Source organism: Kitasatospora sp. NPDC047058, from assembly GCF_040643935.1.
In the GTDB taxonomy this organism is placed as follows: domain Bacteria; phylum Actinomycetota; class Actinomycetes; order Streptomycetales; family Streptomycetaceae; genus Kitasatospora.
Genome location: NZ_JBEYVJ010000084.1, coordinates 1 through 17,149, shown reverse-complemented (window position 1 = coordinate 17,149; position 17,149 = coordinate 1). Strand labels below are relative to the sequence as shown.

Sequence of the window (17,149 nt, the reverse complement as noted above, 5' to 3'; positions counted from 1 at the left end):
GGCGGCGGTACTTCCATGGCCGACCGTGTCCGTCGGCTCATCGGCCGGGCGTGGCTCCGGTGGTCGGAGCGGCTGCGAGGTCGAGGTCGGTGGTGACGGGCAGATGGTCGCTGGCCCGCTCGGCCGCCGACAGCGTGCTGGTGGCCACGTGCTCGGCGATCACCGCGGACGCCTTCTCGGAGATCGAGCCGCGGCCGTCGGCGACATGCCGGTGGACGACATCGGCGAGCTTGGCGCCGAGGGGCCCGCCGTGGGTGGTGTGCGCCCGGACGGCGGGGGCCAGGTCGCTGGTGATGCGCAGGGTGTCGATGCGGCGCGGCCCGAAGCTCTCGGCGCGGCGGCCGTCGGTCAGCCAGTGGCCGGTGGTGGGCAGCCACGGCACGTCGGCCACGGCCGCGGTGTCCACGAGGCCACCGGGCTCCTGGAGCAACAGGGTGGTCGCGGAGCGGTCGGAGACGGCCGGGGCGGTCGGGTTGGCGGGGTCGAAGCGGGCCTGGTAGCGGACCTTGCGGTGGTTCTGTCCCGGCAGGGTGTCTGGGTCGAAGTAGGCGCCCGTCGGCCGGCGGTCGGAGCTGATCTCGTTCCAGTCGGCGCCGATCCCGCCGGGGAGCCCGTCCTGGAAGGCGCTCAGCACCCGGTACGCCTCGCTCAGCCGCTGCGAGGGCCGGAACGGGTCCGCGTGGTAGGAGCCGAGCCGGATGCGCCCGGCCGCCCCGGTTCCGGTGTCGAAGACCGCGGTGGTCATGGCGTGCCAGAAGTCCACCCCGCCGGCGCAGGTCCCCAGGGTGCCAGGCACGGGGTCGACGCCCGGCCGCCAGAGCAGCCCGACGTGGAACTGGTGAAGGCTGCTGCCCAGCGCGGGCTCGGGGTCCGTGCTGGATGCGCGGGTCGCCTCGCAAACCATGCCGGTGTCGTCGGCGAGACGGCGCAGGACCCCTGCGGCCTCCTCGGGATCCTTGCCGATGATCTCCTGGACGGCGAGGACGTCGGCGTCCAGGCCGCGGATCACCTGCACGAGCAGGTCGTAGCGCTCCCGTTCCTCGCGCGAGGCCAACTGCCCCAGGTTAAACAGGTTGTAGGTGCCGAAACGCATGAACCCTCCATAAAGGTAGGACAGTTGGAAGTTGCTCGGTGGGCATCCGGCCGTCGTTCGTGGCGGGCGCACGAGCAGGCGCTCCGAACGGTCGGAGAGGCCGGGGCCGCGCCCGGGGAGACGGGCACGGCCCCGAGGGGGTCAGGGGGTGGCGGTCAGGTGGCGCAGGATGATGACGGTGGCGTCGTCGATCTCCTGGCCGAGGGCGGGCTCGTCCGGGGTGACCAGGGCGGTGGCGAGGGCGCGCAGGTCGCCGGCGTGCTTGGTGACGAGGGCGGCGATGGTGTCGGGGGTGAGGCGGTCGTGGACGCCGTCGGTGCTCAGGAGCACCAGCGGGTCGTCGACCTGGACGCGGGCGATGCTGCTGGGGGTGCAGCGGCCGAGGCTGGTCTGGGGCCAGGCGTCGAAGGGCTGCGAGAAGTCGGGGTCGATGCCGGTGCTGCGCAGGTAGGCGCCCATGGTCTGGTCGTCGGTGAGAGAGCGCAGGCCGCGGTCGGGGTGCCAGCCGTGAGCGCGGCAGTCGCCGGTGCCGGAGATCCCGGTCTGGCCGTCGGGGAGGACGACCGCGCACATGCCGACGCCGTCGATCACGATGCGGGTTCCGGGCGGGGCGGTGTTGTTGAGGGAGCTGGCGTTCAGCAGTCCGAGGCTCGCGGTGGTGCGCGAGCCGACGCGGGCCATGACCTCGGCGGCGATCTTGGCGTAGTCGGCGAGGTCGTCGCTGTGGCCGATGCCGTCCACCAGGCCGACGCCGACGATGCCGGTGTGCGGGACGGTGTGTACCGCCGCTGCGTCGCAGTTGAGCAGGGTTTCGCGGTCGCTGGGCCGCGCCTCCTCGCCCTTGGCGGGGGCGCTGCCGCTGTGGGTGGCGATGGCGATCTCCACCGTGGCGGTGGAGGTCAGCTCGACCGTGAGATGGTCCTTGCCGGGAAGTTCGGTCATGTCGCTCCTGGGTGTGTGAGGTGGGCCCGGGACTCGGGCGCGGGGGCGTCGTCCGCGCTCAGTGCTGGGCGGCGGGGTCCGGGTCGCGGGGTGTCTGACTGGGGAGTGCGGGCTGCTGGTCGGCGAGGCCGGCCGCCCCCTGCTCCGGGACGTACTGGGCCGCCTGCAGCAGGTAGTTCGTCCGGTATCGGGTGGCTGGCTCCTGGGCCATGAGTTCGGCGTGGCTGCCGTGCTCGGCCACGCGCCCCTCGTGGAGGACGTAGATCAGATCGGCGGCGGCCGTGGCCGCCAGCCGGTGGGTCACCAGGACGACCGTCAGGCCCTGGTCGGTCAGGCGGCGCAGGTTGTCGAAGGCCCGCACTTCGCTCGCCGGGTCGAGGGCGGAGGTCGGCTCGTCCGCGATGACGAGGACGGGCCTGCGGCCGTCCGGGCCGGCGGTGGCCGCCCGGAGGTGGGTCCGGGCAGTAGTGATCTTCTGCCGCTGGCCGCCCGAGAACTCCACCCCGCCTTCGAATCCTTTCGCGGCGAGCGTGTCCCAGCCCCGTTCCTGGTCGGCGATCAGTTTCTCGATCCCCGCGAACTCGGCTGCGGCAGAGAGGGATTGCTCGTCGTCGTGGTGGCCGGGGCGGCCGGCGGTGACGATCGCCCGCAGTGTCAGCGGCCAGTGGAAGGCGTCCTGCGGGAGCAGCACGGTCGAGGCGAACTGCTGGGCCCTGTTGGCGGTGGCGGTGTCCACGCCGTCCCATCGGACAGTTCCGCTGTCCGGCTGGTAGAGCCCGCAGAGCACCTTCGAGACGGTGGACTTGCCGGCGCCGTTCTCCCCGACCAAGGCGACGATCTTGCCCGCCGGGATGGTGAGGCTGACCTTGTCCAGGGTGGGAGTGGTGCGCCCGGGGTAGGTGAAGCTGACGTCCTCGACCTGGATGACGGCTGGGTTCTCGGGCAGGTCGAGGCCGCCAGCGGGGATGGCGAGGGCAGCCCCCTCGGTGTCCAGTTTCTGCAGGTCGCCGACGTAGAGGGCCTCCTCGAAGAGGCTGTTCACGCTGCCCAGCAGCGCGCCGATGTTGGCGGCGCCGGTGCGGACCGCGACGACGACGGTGCCTGCCGCGGCGAGGGTGAGGTTTCCGGTGCTGACCAGGGCGCCGAGGACGGCGAAGGTGCCTGCGGCGGCGAGGCCGGCGGCGGTTGAGGCGGCGATGCTGGTGCGGGCTGCGGCGGACGCGAGGCGGGCCTGCTCGGTCTCGGAGGCCAGGGCCATGTGCCGGAAGTGGCCCAAGAGGAAGGTGCCGACGGCGTGCACCCGGATCTCGGCGGCGGTGTAGGTCTGGGTGAGGAGCTGGGCGATCAGGGAGGAGGCCCGCAGGTGCTGGAGCCAGGCCATCACCGAGCGGCGGCGCCGACGGGCGGTGACCACAGATCCCCAGGCCCTTGGAGCTGCGATCAGCAAGAGCAGCGGCAGGAGCCATGGGGAGAGGGACAGCAGCACGCCGCCGGTGGCCGCCATCGAGAGGGTGGTGCTGAGGATCCGCACGCTCTCGCTGGTCATCCGGCCCACCGAGTTGATCCCGAAGCGGGCGCTCTCCAGCAGGCGGTTGAAGTCGGAGTCCTCCAGGGCGGCGAGTTCGACCTGGGAGGCGCGCTCCAGCAGGGTGAGGGTGACGGTCCGCTCGATCCGCGGCGTCATCCGCCCTTCCGCCCAGTCGGAGAGAGCGGCCAGCAGAGCACCTGCTCCGGTGGCGGCCCCGGCTGCCAGCAGTGCGGGCAGCACCGCGCGCAGCGTATGACCGGTGTCACCGGCGGCGGCGAACAGGATGCCCAGGGCGGAGTTGACGGCGACCAGCGCGACGGCGGCGGCCACCGCCCGCCCGATCTCGGCGGCCACCACCGCAGTGAGGGCAGGGCGGTCGGCACGGACGGCGAGCCGCCAGGACAGGCGCAGCATCCCGGGGACCTGGCGGGCCACCGCGAGGAGGCCGGTGGTGGCTCCGGCTGCCTCGTGGCGGGCCCAGCCCATGTCGTAGCGCATCCGGCCACCGAACAGCAGTCGCTCGCTGGGGGATGGCCCGTCCTCCTCGGGGGCCGCCTGGTTGCCTCGCAGCTTCACGCCGCACCTCCGCCGAGGGGCTGGCGCAGCGTCAGGTAGTGGTCGGCCGGAGCGAAGCCCAGCTTCTCGTACAGGGGCAGGCCCTCGTCGGTGGCGTTCAGTTCGACCGAGGCGCACCCGGCCTGCTGCAGCGCCAGGATCAGGGCGCGGGTGACGGCCTCGCCGTGGCCCTGGCGGCGGTGGGCGAGGTCGGTGACGACGGAGTGAACCCTGCCCCAGAGGCCGCCGGTGTAGATCGGGCCGTCGTAGGCGCGGTAGAGCATGCCGATGGCGCAGGCTGCCAGGGTGCCGCCGCCGGCGTCGGTGACGTAGGCGAGCAGGCCCGGGTCGGTGTTCAGGCGCTCGCGCATCTCGGTGAGAAAGGTGACGTGCCACGGCTCGGGGGTGTCGGGGCCGGAGTGGAGCTGGGCGCGCAGGCGCAGGAGTTCGGCGGAGTCGCCGGGACAGGCGGGGCGTGCGATAGGGAGGGTCAACGGTTGCCTTTCGTCAGGCGGTCAGGGCGAGGCAGATGAGGTCGTCGAGCGGGTACTCGGTCACGGCGGACCACTCGAAGGAGCGCAGGAGGTCGAGGTCGGCGGTGCGCAGGCCGACGGACTCCCGGCCGGTGTGCTGGCGTGCGGCGAGCGGGGTGGTGACGAGCAGCCGGCCGCCGGGGGCGAGGAGGTGACGGGCGCAGGCGATGGTCGGCACGAGGTCGACGAAGGGCAGGACCAGACGGAAGGTGATCAGGTCGTATCCGGCGGCCGGGAGCAGGGTCAGGCCGCCGCGGTCGATGTCCAGGGGCTGGAAGTCGAGGCCGTCGCGGCCCTGGTGACGGTCCTGGGCGGTGGTGACGGCGACCTCGGAGAAGTCGGCGCCGGTGGTGGTGAAGCCCAGGCTGTGGAGGGCTGCGGCGTACTCGCCGGTGCCGCAGCCCAGGTCGAGCGCCCGGCCCCCGGCCCCCGGGCCCAGGTGCCCGGCGAGCAGAGCGACCTCCTGCTCCGAGACCGGCCGAAATCCCTTCCCCTGCGCGTAGTGGTTGTTCCAGCGGTCGGCGGCGGACACCGCGGTTCCCTTCGGTCGGCGGGCTAGTTCGTGATCTCTTTCAGCGCGTGGGCCCGGAGCGGGGCAAGGGCCGTCCGGTTGTCCTGGTGGTGGTAGACGGCGTTGGTGCACAGGGCCAGGTAGCGGCCGGTGTCCGGGGCGAGATAGAGGCTCGTGCCGGTGAAACCGTGGTGATACACGGCGCTGCCGTCGTCGCTGACGATCCACGCCAGGCCGCGTCCGAAGCCGGGCTCGATCCGGGCCCGAGACCGGGCGCTGACGGCCAGCCAGTTCCCCAGCACGCCGTCGGGGTCGAGGAGCCGGTCTGCGAAGAACGCCAGGTCGGCGGCGGTACCGAATACTCCGGCGTGGCCGGCCACCCCGCCGAGCAGGGCCGCGTTGTCGTCGTGCGGGATCCCCCACAGCCGGGGAGCACCGGCCAGCCGCCGCTCGGTGGGGGCGACCGTCGCACAGCGGGCGAGCGGCCCGTACGCGGTGCCGGTCATCCCCAGCTCCGCCCACATCTCGGCGGCGAGTTCCTCCAGCGGCCGGTCGTGGAGCTGGGCGAGCGCGAGTCCGAGCAGGATGAACCCCCTGTTCACGTAGCGGTGTTCGACTCCAGGCGTGCCCGCAAGAGGCTCCTCGCAGATCAGCCGGGCCAGCGGCTCCGGCCGGCCGCGGTAGCGGTCGAGGCGGGTGGCGGGAATCAGGCCGGAAGTGTGGGTGAGGATCTGGCCGACCGTCACGTGAGCGCCAGGTGCGTCGGCCGGGACGTCTGGCAGCAGGTCGGCGATCGGGGTGCTCAGGTAGAACTGGTTGGCGGCCCGGGCCAAGCCAACCAACGGCCACACCGACAGCACCTTCGTCAGCGAGGCCAGGTCGTAGCGGGTGTGAGGGCCGGGCCGCTCCTCGCCGCACTCCGGGGCGACTACACCGGACGTCAGGAAGGCGGGCTCGGCACCGGCGGTGCCGTAGGCGATCACGCCGCCGGGGACGGCGCCGGCACCGACGACAAGGTCCAAGTGCTCACGCAGGGCCGCGAGCTGCTCCGGGCCCCAGGGGCGGGTACTGAGGGTCAACGGTGCTCCAGGTCAATGGGGTTGGCGGCAGGTCGTAGGTGATCTGGCGGGTGACCGCTATCGGGTGCGCGTCGGCGTCCTGGGGCGGGCCGGGCGCCCGCGGTCACCACGGGTGCCCCGAGACGATGGCGGTGGCGTCGGCGCACACCCAGGACGCGGTGCAGATGCCGAGCAGCGCGGGCAGCCGGGCGCCTTGGCGCCGGCAGAGCAGCAGGACGGCGGCGGCAAGCACCAGGTAGGACAGGCGGTGCTGGCCAAGTAACGCGAGCGTGACCCAGCCGGCCACCGCCACGAGGAAGGCCCAGGCGGCGACTCCCTGTCGCCGCACGAGCCACGTCCCGAGGGCGGCCAGCAGCAGCACCTGGAGCAGGAGCGTCCACACCGGCTGAAGGCCGGGGCTGCCGGTGTACTCGGCGAGCGCCCGCCCGCCGCGCAGGGTCGCGGAGCGGACGGCAGTGGCGACCAGAGCGGCAGCCACTGTGCAGGCCAGCGGGCGCCACCACCAGGCGCCCTGGGCCCAGTTGAGGAACCAGGTGCTCATGGCACCACCCGCTCGGTGGCGCGGGCGAGCGGGCGGCGGTGACGGCCTGACATCAGGCCCCGACCAGGGCGCGCAGGTCCTCTGAGGCACCCCAGCCGTAGGTGGAGAAGCCCCGCTCGTCGCCGGTGAGGTAGGCGGTGAGGGCAGCGTGCGAGGTGGGGAACATCGGGGTGGGAAGCTCAGCCGTGTCGACCCACACCACGGCGAGGTGCTTGTCCGGCTCGGTGTTCGTCAGCTCGCCCCGCCACGAGGTTGCCGCGAACACCGAGAGCAGGAACGGCCCCTGGCCGTCCCAGCCGGCCTTTACCTGGATGGTGTGGACCAGCCGCAGGTCCTTCGGCGCGACAGTGAGCCCGGACTCCTCCAGCAGTTCCCGGGCGGCGGCCTCGTCCAGGCGCTCGCCCTCCTCGACCTTCCCTCCGGGAACGGTCCAGGCTGGCACCGTGGACCAGCTGTCGTTGGCGTAATGGACGCAGGCGACCTGGCCCGCCTCCTTGTTGTGGACGATGACGGCGACGGCCTGGCGCAGGGACTGCATGTCGGTACTCCAACGGGTAGAGATAGAAAGGGTGTTCACGCGGTCCAGCCGACGACGGACAGTGCCCGGCCCGCGCTGATCTGAGCCAGGGCGTGCGCGGTGTACGGGACGGTCTGTGCCGGGAGCACATCGAGCGGCCACCAGCGCAGGTCCTGGCACTTGTGCGGCTCCGCGTTGCGCAGGTGGCCGTCGTAGCGGGTGGGGCGGAAGAACAGCTGGAGACGGCTGCGGCCGTCGTCCGGGTCGAGGTGGTGCAGGGTGTGGACGAGGACAAGGTCCTCCTCACGCACGCTGATGCCCAGTTCCTCGTCGGCTTCGCGGCACATCGAGCCGGTCACCGTCTCGCCGGCTTGCATGTGCCCGGCCGGCAGGTGCCACTGACCGTTCGCGTAGGTAGTGTTGCGGCGCCGGCCGAGCAGCACGCCGCCGGTTCCGGTCAGGACAAGGTGGACACCGACGACCAGGGTGATCGGATCCGCTCCGGCTGCCGGGAGCGCGGCGGCGGGGCTGCCGTCGTGATCGGGCGGGTTCACGCGGTCCCCCCGGCGGTCCGGTCGGCCGCGGCGGCGAGCAGCGCGAGGTAGTGCTGCATGTAGGGCGGGACCTTGAGCAGCGGTACCTCGTCGAGGGGGACCATGCGCACAGCCAGGCCCTCGTCGCCGAGCCGCAGGTCGCTCTCGGGGCCGTCCCAGACGCCGTGCAAGACACGGGTGAGCGGGTGCACGAGGTCGTGCTGCGGGCCGGGTACCGGCCGCAGGCCGGTGACGGTGATCCCGGCCTCCTCCCAGACCTCGCGCGTCGCGGTCTCCTCGTCCGTCTCCCGGCCTTCGCGCCAGCCGCCGATCGGTGTCCAGTGACCCGGCCAGGCGATGCCCTGGGCCTGATCGCGGTGATGCATCAGCAGCCGGCCCCGGGCGTCGGTGACCAGGACCAGGACGCCCTCGAAGTCGTCGGCCGGTGGAGCGGGGCGCTCCACGTAGAGCGGGGTGCCGCTGCGGTGGGCGCGCAGCACCTGCAGGAGCCGCTGGTAGCGGGGTGGGTCCATGAGCGAGCGCCAGTCGTGGGCGCTCTCGAAGCGCCACTCGGTGTGCTCGGTCGGATCGAGGCGGATCCTCTCCTGCTGCTCGGGGGTGAGGATGCCGCCGTCGAAGACGTAGCCGCAGACCGGTACCGGGTAGGAGGTGCCGGCCTGCTCGTGGATGACGGCGACCAGGCGCCGCTGGGCGATGACCTCCGGGTTTTCGGCTGCGAGATCGAGGCCCAGCTCCTCTACGGCTTCGATCAGAGCGGTGCTGAAGGGGGTCGCGCCGTGCTCGACGTTGCCGCCGGGGAAGTTCCACACCTCCGGGTTGATGGTCGAGCGCATGCCGAGGATGCGGCCCTGTGGGTCGGTGACCAGGAAGCTGCCGTAGGCCGTGGGCCGGGCGATGGTGGTGATGTAGCCGCCGACCGGTCGCCAGCCGGGGATCGCCAGGCGGCGGACGAGCCACTCGATCACCTCCCGCTGACCCTCGCTGGTGGTCGGCAGGGCGTCCACGTCCGCCCACAGGTGGGCGTCGTGGTCTGGGGAGAGGACCACCGGGGTGCCGTCGGGGGCGACGGTGGTGAAGACGAATTGCCGCACCTGCCGCCCGGACTGGTTGGTGAAGTCGAGGTGGTGCACGTACTCCAGCGGCAGGCCGGCGAGCCCGGTCTCCTCGGCCAGCTCCCGGGCCGCGCCCTTCTCGACGTCCTCGCCTGCCTCCCGGGCGCCGCCCGGATACTCCCAGAGTCCGGGGAGGGAGTCGTGCGGGGTGCGGCGGAGCAACAGGATCCGGCCCGATGCGTCGCGGACCACCACCCCGACGCCGATCCGCTCCCTGCCCTCGCGGGCGGCCAGTGCGGTCAGTTCACCGAAGTCGATCATTGGTTGGACTCCTTGATCTCTCGGGCGGGCGCGGCCCGCTGTTCGGGCCCGGGACACGCCGCGGGCCCTTCGGGCGCAGGTCGGCCCCGCGGGCGCGCGAAGCGCCGGTTCGGCACATACGGAATCGCCAACTCGACTATTGAGAAGTCGAGTTGTCGAACAGGTCACGGGCTGGAAGCGTCCGATGATGGTGCTGTTCGAGGGCCGTGTTCAAGCGGATTGCCTCCGGGCGAGCCCCGGTCGAACGGGTCGTTTTCGAGCACCTTCCGGGCTCGCTCCAAGGCGTCGTCCAGTCGGCCTCGGAGGGCGGCGCCCAGGACGCCTGAGTCCAGCGCGCAGGCGGCGAGCGAGCGTTCGAGCGAGGCCGCAGTGCCGGCGTCGAGGCGGGGCCGGATGCCGGGGTGGGCGAGGAGGTCCCGGGTCGCGTAGCCGTCGCCGGATTCACTCGTTCGGCGGACCAGCTCCCCCACAAGGTTTCGGGTCGCCGGCGTCTCCGGGGCGGCGGCGTCGAGGACGGTCAGCGCGAGCCGGGTGCTGAAGACGGCCAGACCCTCGCCGCCGTCGAGGGCGAGCCAGTGGTCGATCGCCTTCCCGGCGGCGCGCTGATCGCCGGGCCGGCACAGCGCCCCCAGCGCTGCGGTGACGGCGTTCTCCCACGGTTCGCCCGGCTCGGTTGTCTCCAGGAGGGCGAGCGCTCCGTCCCGGTCGCCGGTGGTGGCGGCGGCGAGGATCGCGGTCTGTCGGCCGTCGATGATGCGCAGGCCGATGCCGCGGTGCTCTTCGATGTGGGCGAGGGCCTCGCTCCAGCGGCCTGCGGAGGTCAGTGCCCGGGTTCCGTCGGCGATCACGACCCGCCACAGCCACGCCTTCACCTCGCCGCGCTGGTGTTCGGTCTCGGTGAGGGCGGCCGGGATGGTGATGCCGTCGAGCGTGGTGCTCGTGCTGGTGGTGACGGCTTGGTAGAGGTCAAGGAGGTGCTGGTGGCCTTGGTCGTGGCGGCCGGCGCGGATGTGGAGGCGGGTGAGGTTGACGAGGGGTTCGAGGCCGCGGATGGCGCTCATCGCGGGGAGGGGTCCGGCGCCCAGGTAGAGGCGGGCGTGGAGGTGGCACAGCTCGCGGGCGTAGGCGGGCAGGCCGAGGTCGGAGGCGAGGAGGGCGGACTGGTTGAAGACGGTGGAGGCCAGGCCCGCATCCGCCCGCCGGGAGGCCGTGTCGGCCAGCACGCAGAGCTGGCCGACACGGGTTTCCAGGGGGTGGCACGCGGGCCGGATCCGGGCGACCAGCGGGAAGCGCCGGGCTATGGGTCCGGTCGGGTGCACGGGCACTACTTCCAGGTGACGGTGATCGGATAGGCCGGGCGGTCCAGGACGAAGTGGCCGGCGGCCGGGTCGGCGGGAGCGGGCGGGGCCTCGGGCAGGGCGATGCGCAGGGTGCGGTCGCGGAAGCCGGCGTCCCAGGCGCGGACCTGGAGGGCGACGAGGTGGGCGAGGGCGGCGGCGTCGGGGCCGTGGCCGACCACGCCGGTCTCGTAGGTCTTGCGGCCCTCGGCCGTAGGCTCGCCCGGGCGCAGGGTGAGGTAGGCGAGGGAGCCGTCCTGGACGGTGGCCATGGAGCCCCAGCCGAGCATCGGGGTGACGCCGCGCTCGCGGGCGGTGTCGGCCACGCTCATCCGCATGATCGAGTTGGGGAGGGTGAGGGCCAGCCACAGGTCGTGGTACTCGTAGGTGGTCCCGGCCTCGACGGTGACGCCGGTCCATTCCTCGTGGCGTCCGCTGTCGAGGACGCCGGTCAGGAGGGAGGCGTCGACCGCCTCGTCCTGGTCCTTGTGGACCTGGAGGGTGACGTCGCCGGTGCCGCTGAGGTCGACGGTGCGGCGGGCGTCGTCCATGCTGCCGCGCAGCGGCATGAACACCGCGAGCTGGTCGTCGACCGACAACCAGCCCCCCTCGCCCCGCTCGAAGGCGATGACCCGGCTGGCGGTGCCGCGCAGTCGCAGCGGCAGGACGATCCGCCCGGTCGGCTTGACCTGCTCCACCCAGGCGGCGGGCATCTCGGCGGTGCTGACCGTGGCGATCACCCGGTCGAAGGGGGCCCTGGCCGGGTGGCCGAGCGCGCCGTCGCCGAGGATCACCTCGACGTTGGTGATGCCCGCGGCGGCGAGGTGCTCGCGGGAGCCGTCGACGAGGTCGTCGTCCACGTCCACGGTGCTCACATGCCCCTCGGGCCCGACGATCGTGGCGGCCAGGCCGGCGTTGATGCCGGTGCCCGCCCCGGCCTCGAAGATGTTCTCGCCGGGCTGGGCGTCGAGTTGCTCCAGCATCACGGCGACCACCGAGGGCTGGGAGGCGGCGCTGATCTGCGTCCCCGACCCGTCGGTCTTGACGTAGGTCGGGTTGTCCGCGTACGCGGCCTCCAGGGGGAAGCCGGGCAGGAAGTGCTCGCGCGGCACGGAGCGGAACGCCTTCTCCACCGCGTCGCTGGTGATCGACTTCCGGGCGAGCAGGCGGTCGGTGAGCTCGTCGCGCAGCTGCGCGGCGCGCGCGGGGTCGGTGGCGGAGCCGGTGGCGGCGTTGTCGCTGAGAGTAGTCATGTGGGTGACCCTAGTGGTTGTGCGGATGGTGGTGTCCGAGGGCGCGGGGCCCTCGTCGGAGTGGAAGACGGCGTCCAACGCCCGTGCGGCCAGTGCCGATTGGTGGTCGAGCGGGAGCCCGGCGCGGTTGGCGTGGAAGATCAGGTGGTGGGCGAGGACGGCGCGCAGTCCCCGGGTGAGGCGTCCCTCGCGGTTGAGGCGGGCGAGGTCCTGTCCGGCCTTCTCGAAGGCGTCGATCCAGCCACCCTGGCCGGCCAGTGGTTGGCCTTCGTGGGCCAGCGCCCGGGTGTCCAGGCGCATCAGGTGCTGGGCGGCCCGGGTGAGATCGCGGGCCCGGCCGGGACCGACCGGATCGGGGGTGTCGCGCTGGAGGGCGAACTTCGCCCAGACGTCGCCCTGTTCGTACCAGTCGAGGCCGGCCGCCCGCAGCATCGCGGAGACGAGGACGACGACGCTTTCGGTGCGGCCGAGCGCGGGCGTGCCGGGCAGGGCGGCGCGGGCCAGCAGGTGGCGGCTGTCGGCGTGGAAGAGGCGGTGCGCGACGTCCATGGCCTCCGGGCCGCCGAACGCTGCGGTCTCGGGCTCGTAGAGCGCGGGGCTCCAGCGCTCGACGATGCCTTCCTCGGCAAGGTTGTCCAGGAGCGCCGTGACGAGGGCGACGGGCCCGGTGGCCCGGTAGCGCAGCCGCAGGCCGTGCTTGCGCATGTACCACCAGCCGTCCAACTGCCCGTCGTCTTGGGCGAAGGCGAGCACGGGGGCGAGGTGGTGCGCAGCGACCTGTTCGACGGTGTCGGGGTCGGCGGCGGTGAGGTCGTGCTGGATCCACGCGGGGTCCATCGTGATTCGCTCCTCGGGTCAGGCGGTCAGGAGGCAGGCGTCCCAGCGGGTGGCCGGGGGGCTGCCGGTGGCGGGGGCGAGCAGGGCGAGCGCGGTGCCGGCCGCGCCTTCGAGGAAGTCGGGCCCGGTGGTGGCGAGCAGCGCGCGGGCCTGTTCGTCGGGGTCGGTGCGCGGCGGGTGGGTGGTGTCCAGGAGCAGGACTGTGGCGGAGTGCAGCCGGGCGGCGCCTGCGGGGGTGGCGTCGGCGGCGGCGCGGTGCGCGATGTGGGCGAGTCCGGCGTAGCCGTGGCAGGCGGAGACGTCGGTGGTCGCGGCGAGCGCGCGCGGGTCCAGCAGGGCGGTGGCGAGCGTGCTCTCGGCGTCGTGGCGCAGCCGCTGGTCGCCGAGGGCGAGGGCGGCGAGCTGCTGGGCGCGGGCGACGCCGGCGGTGCCGTAGCACCAGCTGGGACGCTGCGGCGCGAGCGGCCTGCGGCCGGGTCCGGTGAGGTGTGCGGCGGTGATCCAGTACGGCCAGGCGTCGCGGTCGCGCCAACGCTCCAGCCAGGCGAGGATGTTGACGATCGCGCTGCGCTGGCCGTCGACTTCCACGCCGTGCAGCATGGCGAGGGCGAGTAGGGCGAGGGGGCCGGTGATGCCGTGGGCGAGCCCGTTGTTGGCGTGGCCGCCGGGCATCCGCGCCTCGGGCCGCCCGGAGGGGCCGCTGAGGGTCCACCAGCCGGGCAGCACCTGGCCGTTGTGCTTGACGTCGTCGGTGAGGTGCACCAGAGCGGTGAGGACCTTGCGGAGCGGTCCGCCGTCAAGATCGCGGCGCAGGAGGAGGGAGCCGATGCCGGCGAGGCCGCGGATGGTGTCGAACTCGGCCAGCTCCGGCAGGGCGCCCCGCTCGATCCGGGCCTGGGCCCACTCGCAGCGCTGCAGCGCGTCGGCGGCGACCGCCTGGTCGAGACGCTCCAGGGCACGCTGGTAGGAGCCGGGCCGGGCCTGGGCCGCGCAGGAGAGGGCGTGGGTGAGCGCCGGAGCGCCGTAGTAGAGGTAGCTGTCGGCGCCGGTGGTGGCCGGAACGGCGGCGGCGGCCTTGAGCCAGGCGTCGGCGTACTCCCAGGGGCCCCGCCCGGTGGCGGCACGCTCGATGTGCAGGAGCGCGATGCCAGGGGCGCCCTGGGCGAGGGACTGGGCCCACTGCGGGCGCGACGTCCAGGCGGACGGCACCGAGGCGGGGTCGGCGAGCAGGCCGGCGATCCGGTCGGACAGTGCGAGGGCGGGGTGCGGGCGGGTCACTGGTCACCGTTCCGGGAGAGCCGGGCCAGCGCTGCGGCGCGGGCCAGGTACAGGACTTGGGCTTCGTCGTCGAAGTCGATGCGGGCCGTCCGGACGTAGGAGCAGTGCAGCAGGGAGCCGAGCACGTCGTCGACGTCGACGCCTTCGGTGTCCTGACCCGGGAAGTGGCGGCTGTAGGCGGCCAGCGCCTGGTGACGCCCGGCCCAGCCGGCGACGACCGCAGCTCCGCCGAGCTCGGCGCGCAGCGCGGCGAAGCCGTCCTCGGGGTCCGCCAGGTGCACGGCCTCGGCGAAGTCCGGTCGCGCAACGGCGGCCGGTGCCTTGGCGGGGATGTTGTCGACGAGCCAGCGCAGCCCGGCTTGGGCGGAGCCGGTGAAGCCTTGCGCGATGGCCACCGCGTGGGCGGCGAGCAGGGCGAGCCTTCCGGGCAGTCGCGGCTGGGAGAGGTGGGCCAGGGCGGCGGCGGAGTCGGTGCGGAAGACGTCCTCGGCCGCCGCCCACGCGGGGCCCTGCCCCCACCGGCCGTGCTCGGTGTAGGAGGTCGGGTACACGACCTCCGACAGCAGCCCGGCCCGGTGCAGCTCCGCCGTCCAGCAGCTGATGACGGTGGCGGCGGGCCCGAACGCGGCCGGGTCGGGCAGGGCGATGCGCAGGCGCAGGTGCGGGCGCGGGTCACGGAACCGCACGAACCACCACGCCGGGCGCCCGAGGCGCTGCAGGAGGTCGGGCAAGTGCCGGACAAGGACGGTGTCTTGGCGCTCGACGTCGCCGTACAGCGCGGCCAGCAGCGTGCGGGAGGCACCGGGGGCGTCGCCGTGGCCGCGCCGCACCAGCCGCGCGGGGGTGGGCTGCGGCAGTCGGGGCCAGAAGGGGGTACGGGTCGCGGTCAGGGGGATCAGGACCTCGTGGGCCCGCCCGTCGGCCCAGCCGAGGTCGGCCGGGGACGGGGCCTCCACCAGGACGGCGTGCGGGCGGGAGGCGAGGTGGGAGCGGAGCAGGACCCGGTGGCCCACTTGGTCGAGGTCGAGCGGCAGGCCCTGGCTGTCGGCGGCCAGCGTGACGTGCTGCGGCACGCGGCGTCGCACCAGCCAGGAGGACAGGGCCTCGTCCCACTGGGTGAACCCCGCGCTTCGGGTGGGGAGTTCGGCGGCGGTCAGGCGCCAGGTCGCCGGGGAGAGGATGGCGCGGCCGGTGCGCAGGCGGGGAAGGAACGGCAGCGAGCGCTGGGCTCCCCAGGAGAAGGCGGTCAGCTGGGCGTTCTGGCCGCGGGACAGTTCGGTGACGAGCCGGGCCAGCGGCGGGGTGTGGCCGCGCAGGTTGAGCGCGTGGGTGGCAGCCGCCTCGATCCGCACTCCGAACGCGGGCGCCGCCAGGTACATCCGCCGCCCGTCGCAGCCCACCGCCAGGTCCTGCGGCCCGAGCACACCCTCGGAGGCCGGGCGGTGTTCGCCGAAGCTGACGACCAGCTGGCCCGTTGCGACGCTGCGGGCCACGTGCCCGCTCGCTGGATCCAGCGGCGGGAAGGACAGCTGGGCGCTGACGGCGCGATCGTCCTGGACCGGCAGCGCGGACAGTACCTGGGTGAAGGTGTCGCGGTGCTGCGGCTGGAGAAGGTGGAGGAAGCGGCCGGCCGAGACCCCGGCCGCGCGGGAGGCCGAGAGCACCTCCAGTCGGAAGTCCCCGCCCTGCAGGGCGTCCTCGGTGCGGGCCAGGAGGTGGAAGCCGAGCTCCAGGTGCGGCGGAAGCTGCCGCCGCTCGGCCGACAGGTCGAGCGCGTCCAGCAGTGCCCGGTCGAGGACGGTCTCCCGCTCGCCGTCGAGGGCTGCCCGCTGGGCGAGCGCGGCCAGGATCTCGTCGCGGTCGTCGAACCGCGGGGCCCGGGCAGGGCGGGCGCCGGGGTAGCCGTCGGGCCAGCCGATCCCGCTGTCGGCCACCACGTCGAGCAGCGGCACCAGCGCGCCCCGCCCGTACCGCTCGTAGAACTTCTGGTGGTAGGCCCGCCATGCTTCGGTTCCGGTCGGCAGCGCGCTGAGGCGGCCGAGCAGGCCAGCCGCCCGCTCGGCCTCGTCGGCGACCAGCTGGGGCAGAACGAGGTCGGCATCGAGGCGCAGGTCGATCGCCAGCGGTGCGCGGGCGGCCGGTCCGGCGGGCCAGGCGGCGGTGACCGCGGCTGCGGCGCTCGCGCGGGCGTGACGGCTGGGCGCCTGGTTGTGGGCGGTGATCAGCTTGTGGGCGGTGCGCAGGTCGGCGGTGAGGGCAGCGGTCTCGGGCAGCCGGCCAGCGCCGACCCGCTCCAGGACCGCGAGGAGGTGCCCGAGGGCGTCGGGTTCGGTCGCCGGGGCGTGCAGAACAGTGAGCAGGGCCCGGCAGGCGACGAGTTCGGACAGGCAGGCTGTGATTCGCCCGGGCGCCGTGCCGCGGAACTTGGTGCTCAGCAGCGCGGCCAGGTCCCGCACGGGGACCGGCCGGTGTGCTGCGGCCAGGGCGGAGGCGACCGGGCGGGTGTGCCGCAGTGTGGTCTCGGCCGTGCTCCCGGCGGGCCCCGGCTGGTGCGGGACGACCAGGCGCTCCCCGCGGACCTGCGCGGTGTTGTTGGCGGTCACCTCCAGCTGCTCCAGCAGTGCCGGGACCGCCTCCAGCTGCTTGATGACATCAGCCAACCAGCCGGCGGCGGCGCGGGCGTGGACGCGGTGGTCCTTGCCGAACCGGACGACGGCGACCGGCCCCAGCAGGGCAGCCGTCTCGACGCCGGCGAAGAAACCGAACGGGGTCGCCCGGCCCTGGGCGCGCAGCAGGTATCCGGCCGTCGACAGCACCGCCCGCCGCACATCCCGCGGCGCGGGCTCCCGGTCGTCGGCGAGCAACTGCCCGACCTGGCTCGCGAGGGTGGGGCTGGCGAGGGCCATCGCCTCGGCGAAGTCCTCGTCAGTCCAGACCGCGCCCAGCCACGCCAGCCACTCAGGTCCCGGTGCGGTGGTGAGGTCCGGCCAGGCGGGCACCGCCGGCTCGGGGCGGGCGACGGCGCGCACCAGCGCCACACCTGCGGCGCGGTAGGGGGCCGTCGGAGCGGACGGGCGCATGCGGGACCTCGATCCTGAAAGCGGAGGAACGGAAGGGGAGTTGTGGCCGGTGCCACCGGGGCACAGCCCGGTGGCCCCGGGGGGGGTGTTTAGTTGTGGGGGGGGGTGGAGGGGGGGGAGGTGGATAAGTTAGGAATG

General features: G+C 73.7%; 14 protein-coding genes. All 14 read right to left on the bottom strand.

The genetic code is table 11. The features are described from left to right. Positions 1-37: 37 nt before the first annotated feature. The 14 genes from ABZ885_RS15785 to ABZ885_RS15720 all read right to left on the bottom strand — a co-directional run bounded on the left by ABZ885_RS15785 (position 38) and on the right by ABZ885_RS15720 (position 17,011). Positions 38-1,093 carry a hypothetical protein gene (locus ABZ885_RS15785; protein WP_360188019.1) on the bottom strand — a complete coding sequence of 352 codons (1,056 nt, stop codon included), beginning with the start codon at positions 1,091-1,093 and terminating at the stop codon, positions 38-40. Positions 1,094-1,234: 141 nt separating this feature from the next. Then, on the bottom strand, positions 1,235-2,035 hold the full coding sequence (locus tag ABZ885_RS15780; protein WP_360188017.1) for a hypothetical protein: 801 nt from the start codon (positions 2,033-2,035) through the stop codon (positions 1,235-1,237). A gap of 58 nt (positions 2,036-2,093) precedes the next feature. After that, a complete protein-coding gene (locus ABZ885_RS15775; RefSeq protein WP_360188015.1) occupies positions 2,094-4,139 on the bottom strand; it encodes an ABC transporter ATP-binding protein in 2,046 nt (681 codons plus the stop codon). After that, positions 4,136-4,612, bottom strand: a complete 477-nt coding sequence (locus ABZ885_RS15770; RefSeq protein WP_360188014.1) for a GNAT family N-acetyltransferase — start codon at positions 4,610-4,612, stop codon at positions 4,136-4,138. The genes ABZ885_RS15775 and ABZ885_RS15770 overlap by 4 nt, the downstream gene beginning before the upstream one ends. 13 nt (positions 4,613-4,625) lie before the next feature. After that, complete coding sequence (locus ABZ885_RS15765) at positions 4,626-5,183, bottom strand: class I SAM-dependent methyltransferase (RefSeq protein ID WP_360188012.1); 558 nt, start codon at positions 5,181-5,183, stop codon at positions 4,626-4,628. Between the two features lie 23 nt (positions 5,184-5,206). Then, positions 5,207-6,241: a serine hydrolase domain-containing protein gene (locus ABZ885_RS15760; protein ID WP_360188011.1), complete on the bottom strand. Its 1,035-nt coding sequence runs from the start codon at positions 6,239-6,241 to the stop codon at positions 5,207-5,209. Positions 6,242-6,344: 103 nt separating this feature from the next. Next, entirely contained in the window at positions 6,345-6,782 is a 438-nt protein-coding gene (locus tag ABZ885_RS15755; protein ID WP_360188010.1) for a hypothetical protein, read from the bottom strand. A 52-nt stretch (positions 6,783-6,834) separates the two neighbouring features. Then, the gene (locus ABZ885_RS15750; RefSeq protein WP_360188008.1) at positions 6,835-7,320 is read right to left on the bottom strand and encodes an NUDIX domain-containing protein; all 486 of its coding nucleotides are present in this window, start codon (positions 7,318-7,320) and stop codon (positions 6,835-6,837) included. Between the two features lie 35 nt (positions 7,321-7,355). After that, positions 7,356-7,853 (bottom strand): NUDIX domain-containing protein, encoded by a 498-nt coding sequence (locus ABZ885_RS15745; protein ID WP_360188006.1) that lies wholly within the window; start codon positions 7,851-7,853, stop codon positions 7,356-7,358. Beyond that, entirely contained in the window at positions 7,850-9,226 is a 1,377-nt protein-coding gene (locus tag ABZ885_RS15740) for an NUDIX hydrolase (RefSeq protein ID WP_360188004.1), read from the bottom strand. Before ABZ885_RS15740 ends, ABZ885_RS15745 begins: the two co-directional genes overlap by 4 nt. Positions 9,227-9,390: 164 nt before the next feature. Continuing rightward, complete coding sequence (locus tag ABZ885_RS15735) at positions 9,391-10,545, bottom strand: hypothetical protein (protein ID WP_360188003.1); 1,155 nt, start codon at positions 10,543-10,545, stop codon at positions 9,391-9,393. A 5-nt stretch (positions 10,546-10,550) separates the two neighbouring features. After that, a complete protein-coding gene (gene fxlM / locus ABZ885_RS15730) occupies positions 10,551-12,653 on the bottom strand; it encodes a methyltransferase, FxLD system (protein ID WP_360188001.1) in 2,103 nt (700 codons plus the stop codon). Positions 12,654-12,671: 18 nt separating this feature from the next. After that, positions 12,672-13,931 carry a lanthionine synthetase C family protein gene (locus tag ABZ885_RS15725; RefSeq protein WP_360188000.1) on the bottom strand — a complete coding sequence of 420 codons (1,260 nt, stop codon included), beginning with the start codon at positions 13,929-13,931 and terminating at the stop codon, positions 12,672-12,674. Then, the gene (locus ABZ885_RS15720; RefSeq protein WP_360187998.1) at positions 13,928-17,011 is read right to left on the bottom strand and encodes a lantibiotic dehydratase; all 3,084 of its coding nucleotides are present in this window, start codon (positions 17,009-17,011) and stop codon (positions 13,928-13,930) included. The genes ABZ885_RS15725 and ABZ885_RS15720 overlap by 4 nt, the downstream gene beginning before the upstream one ends. Between the last annotated feature and the right edge of the window lie 138 nt (positions 17,012-17,149).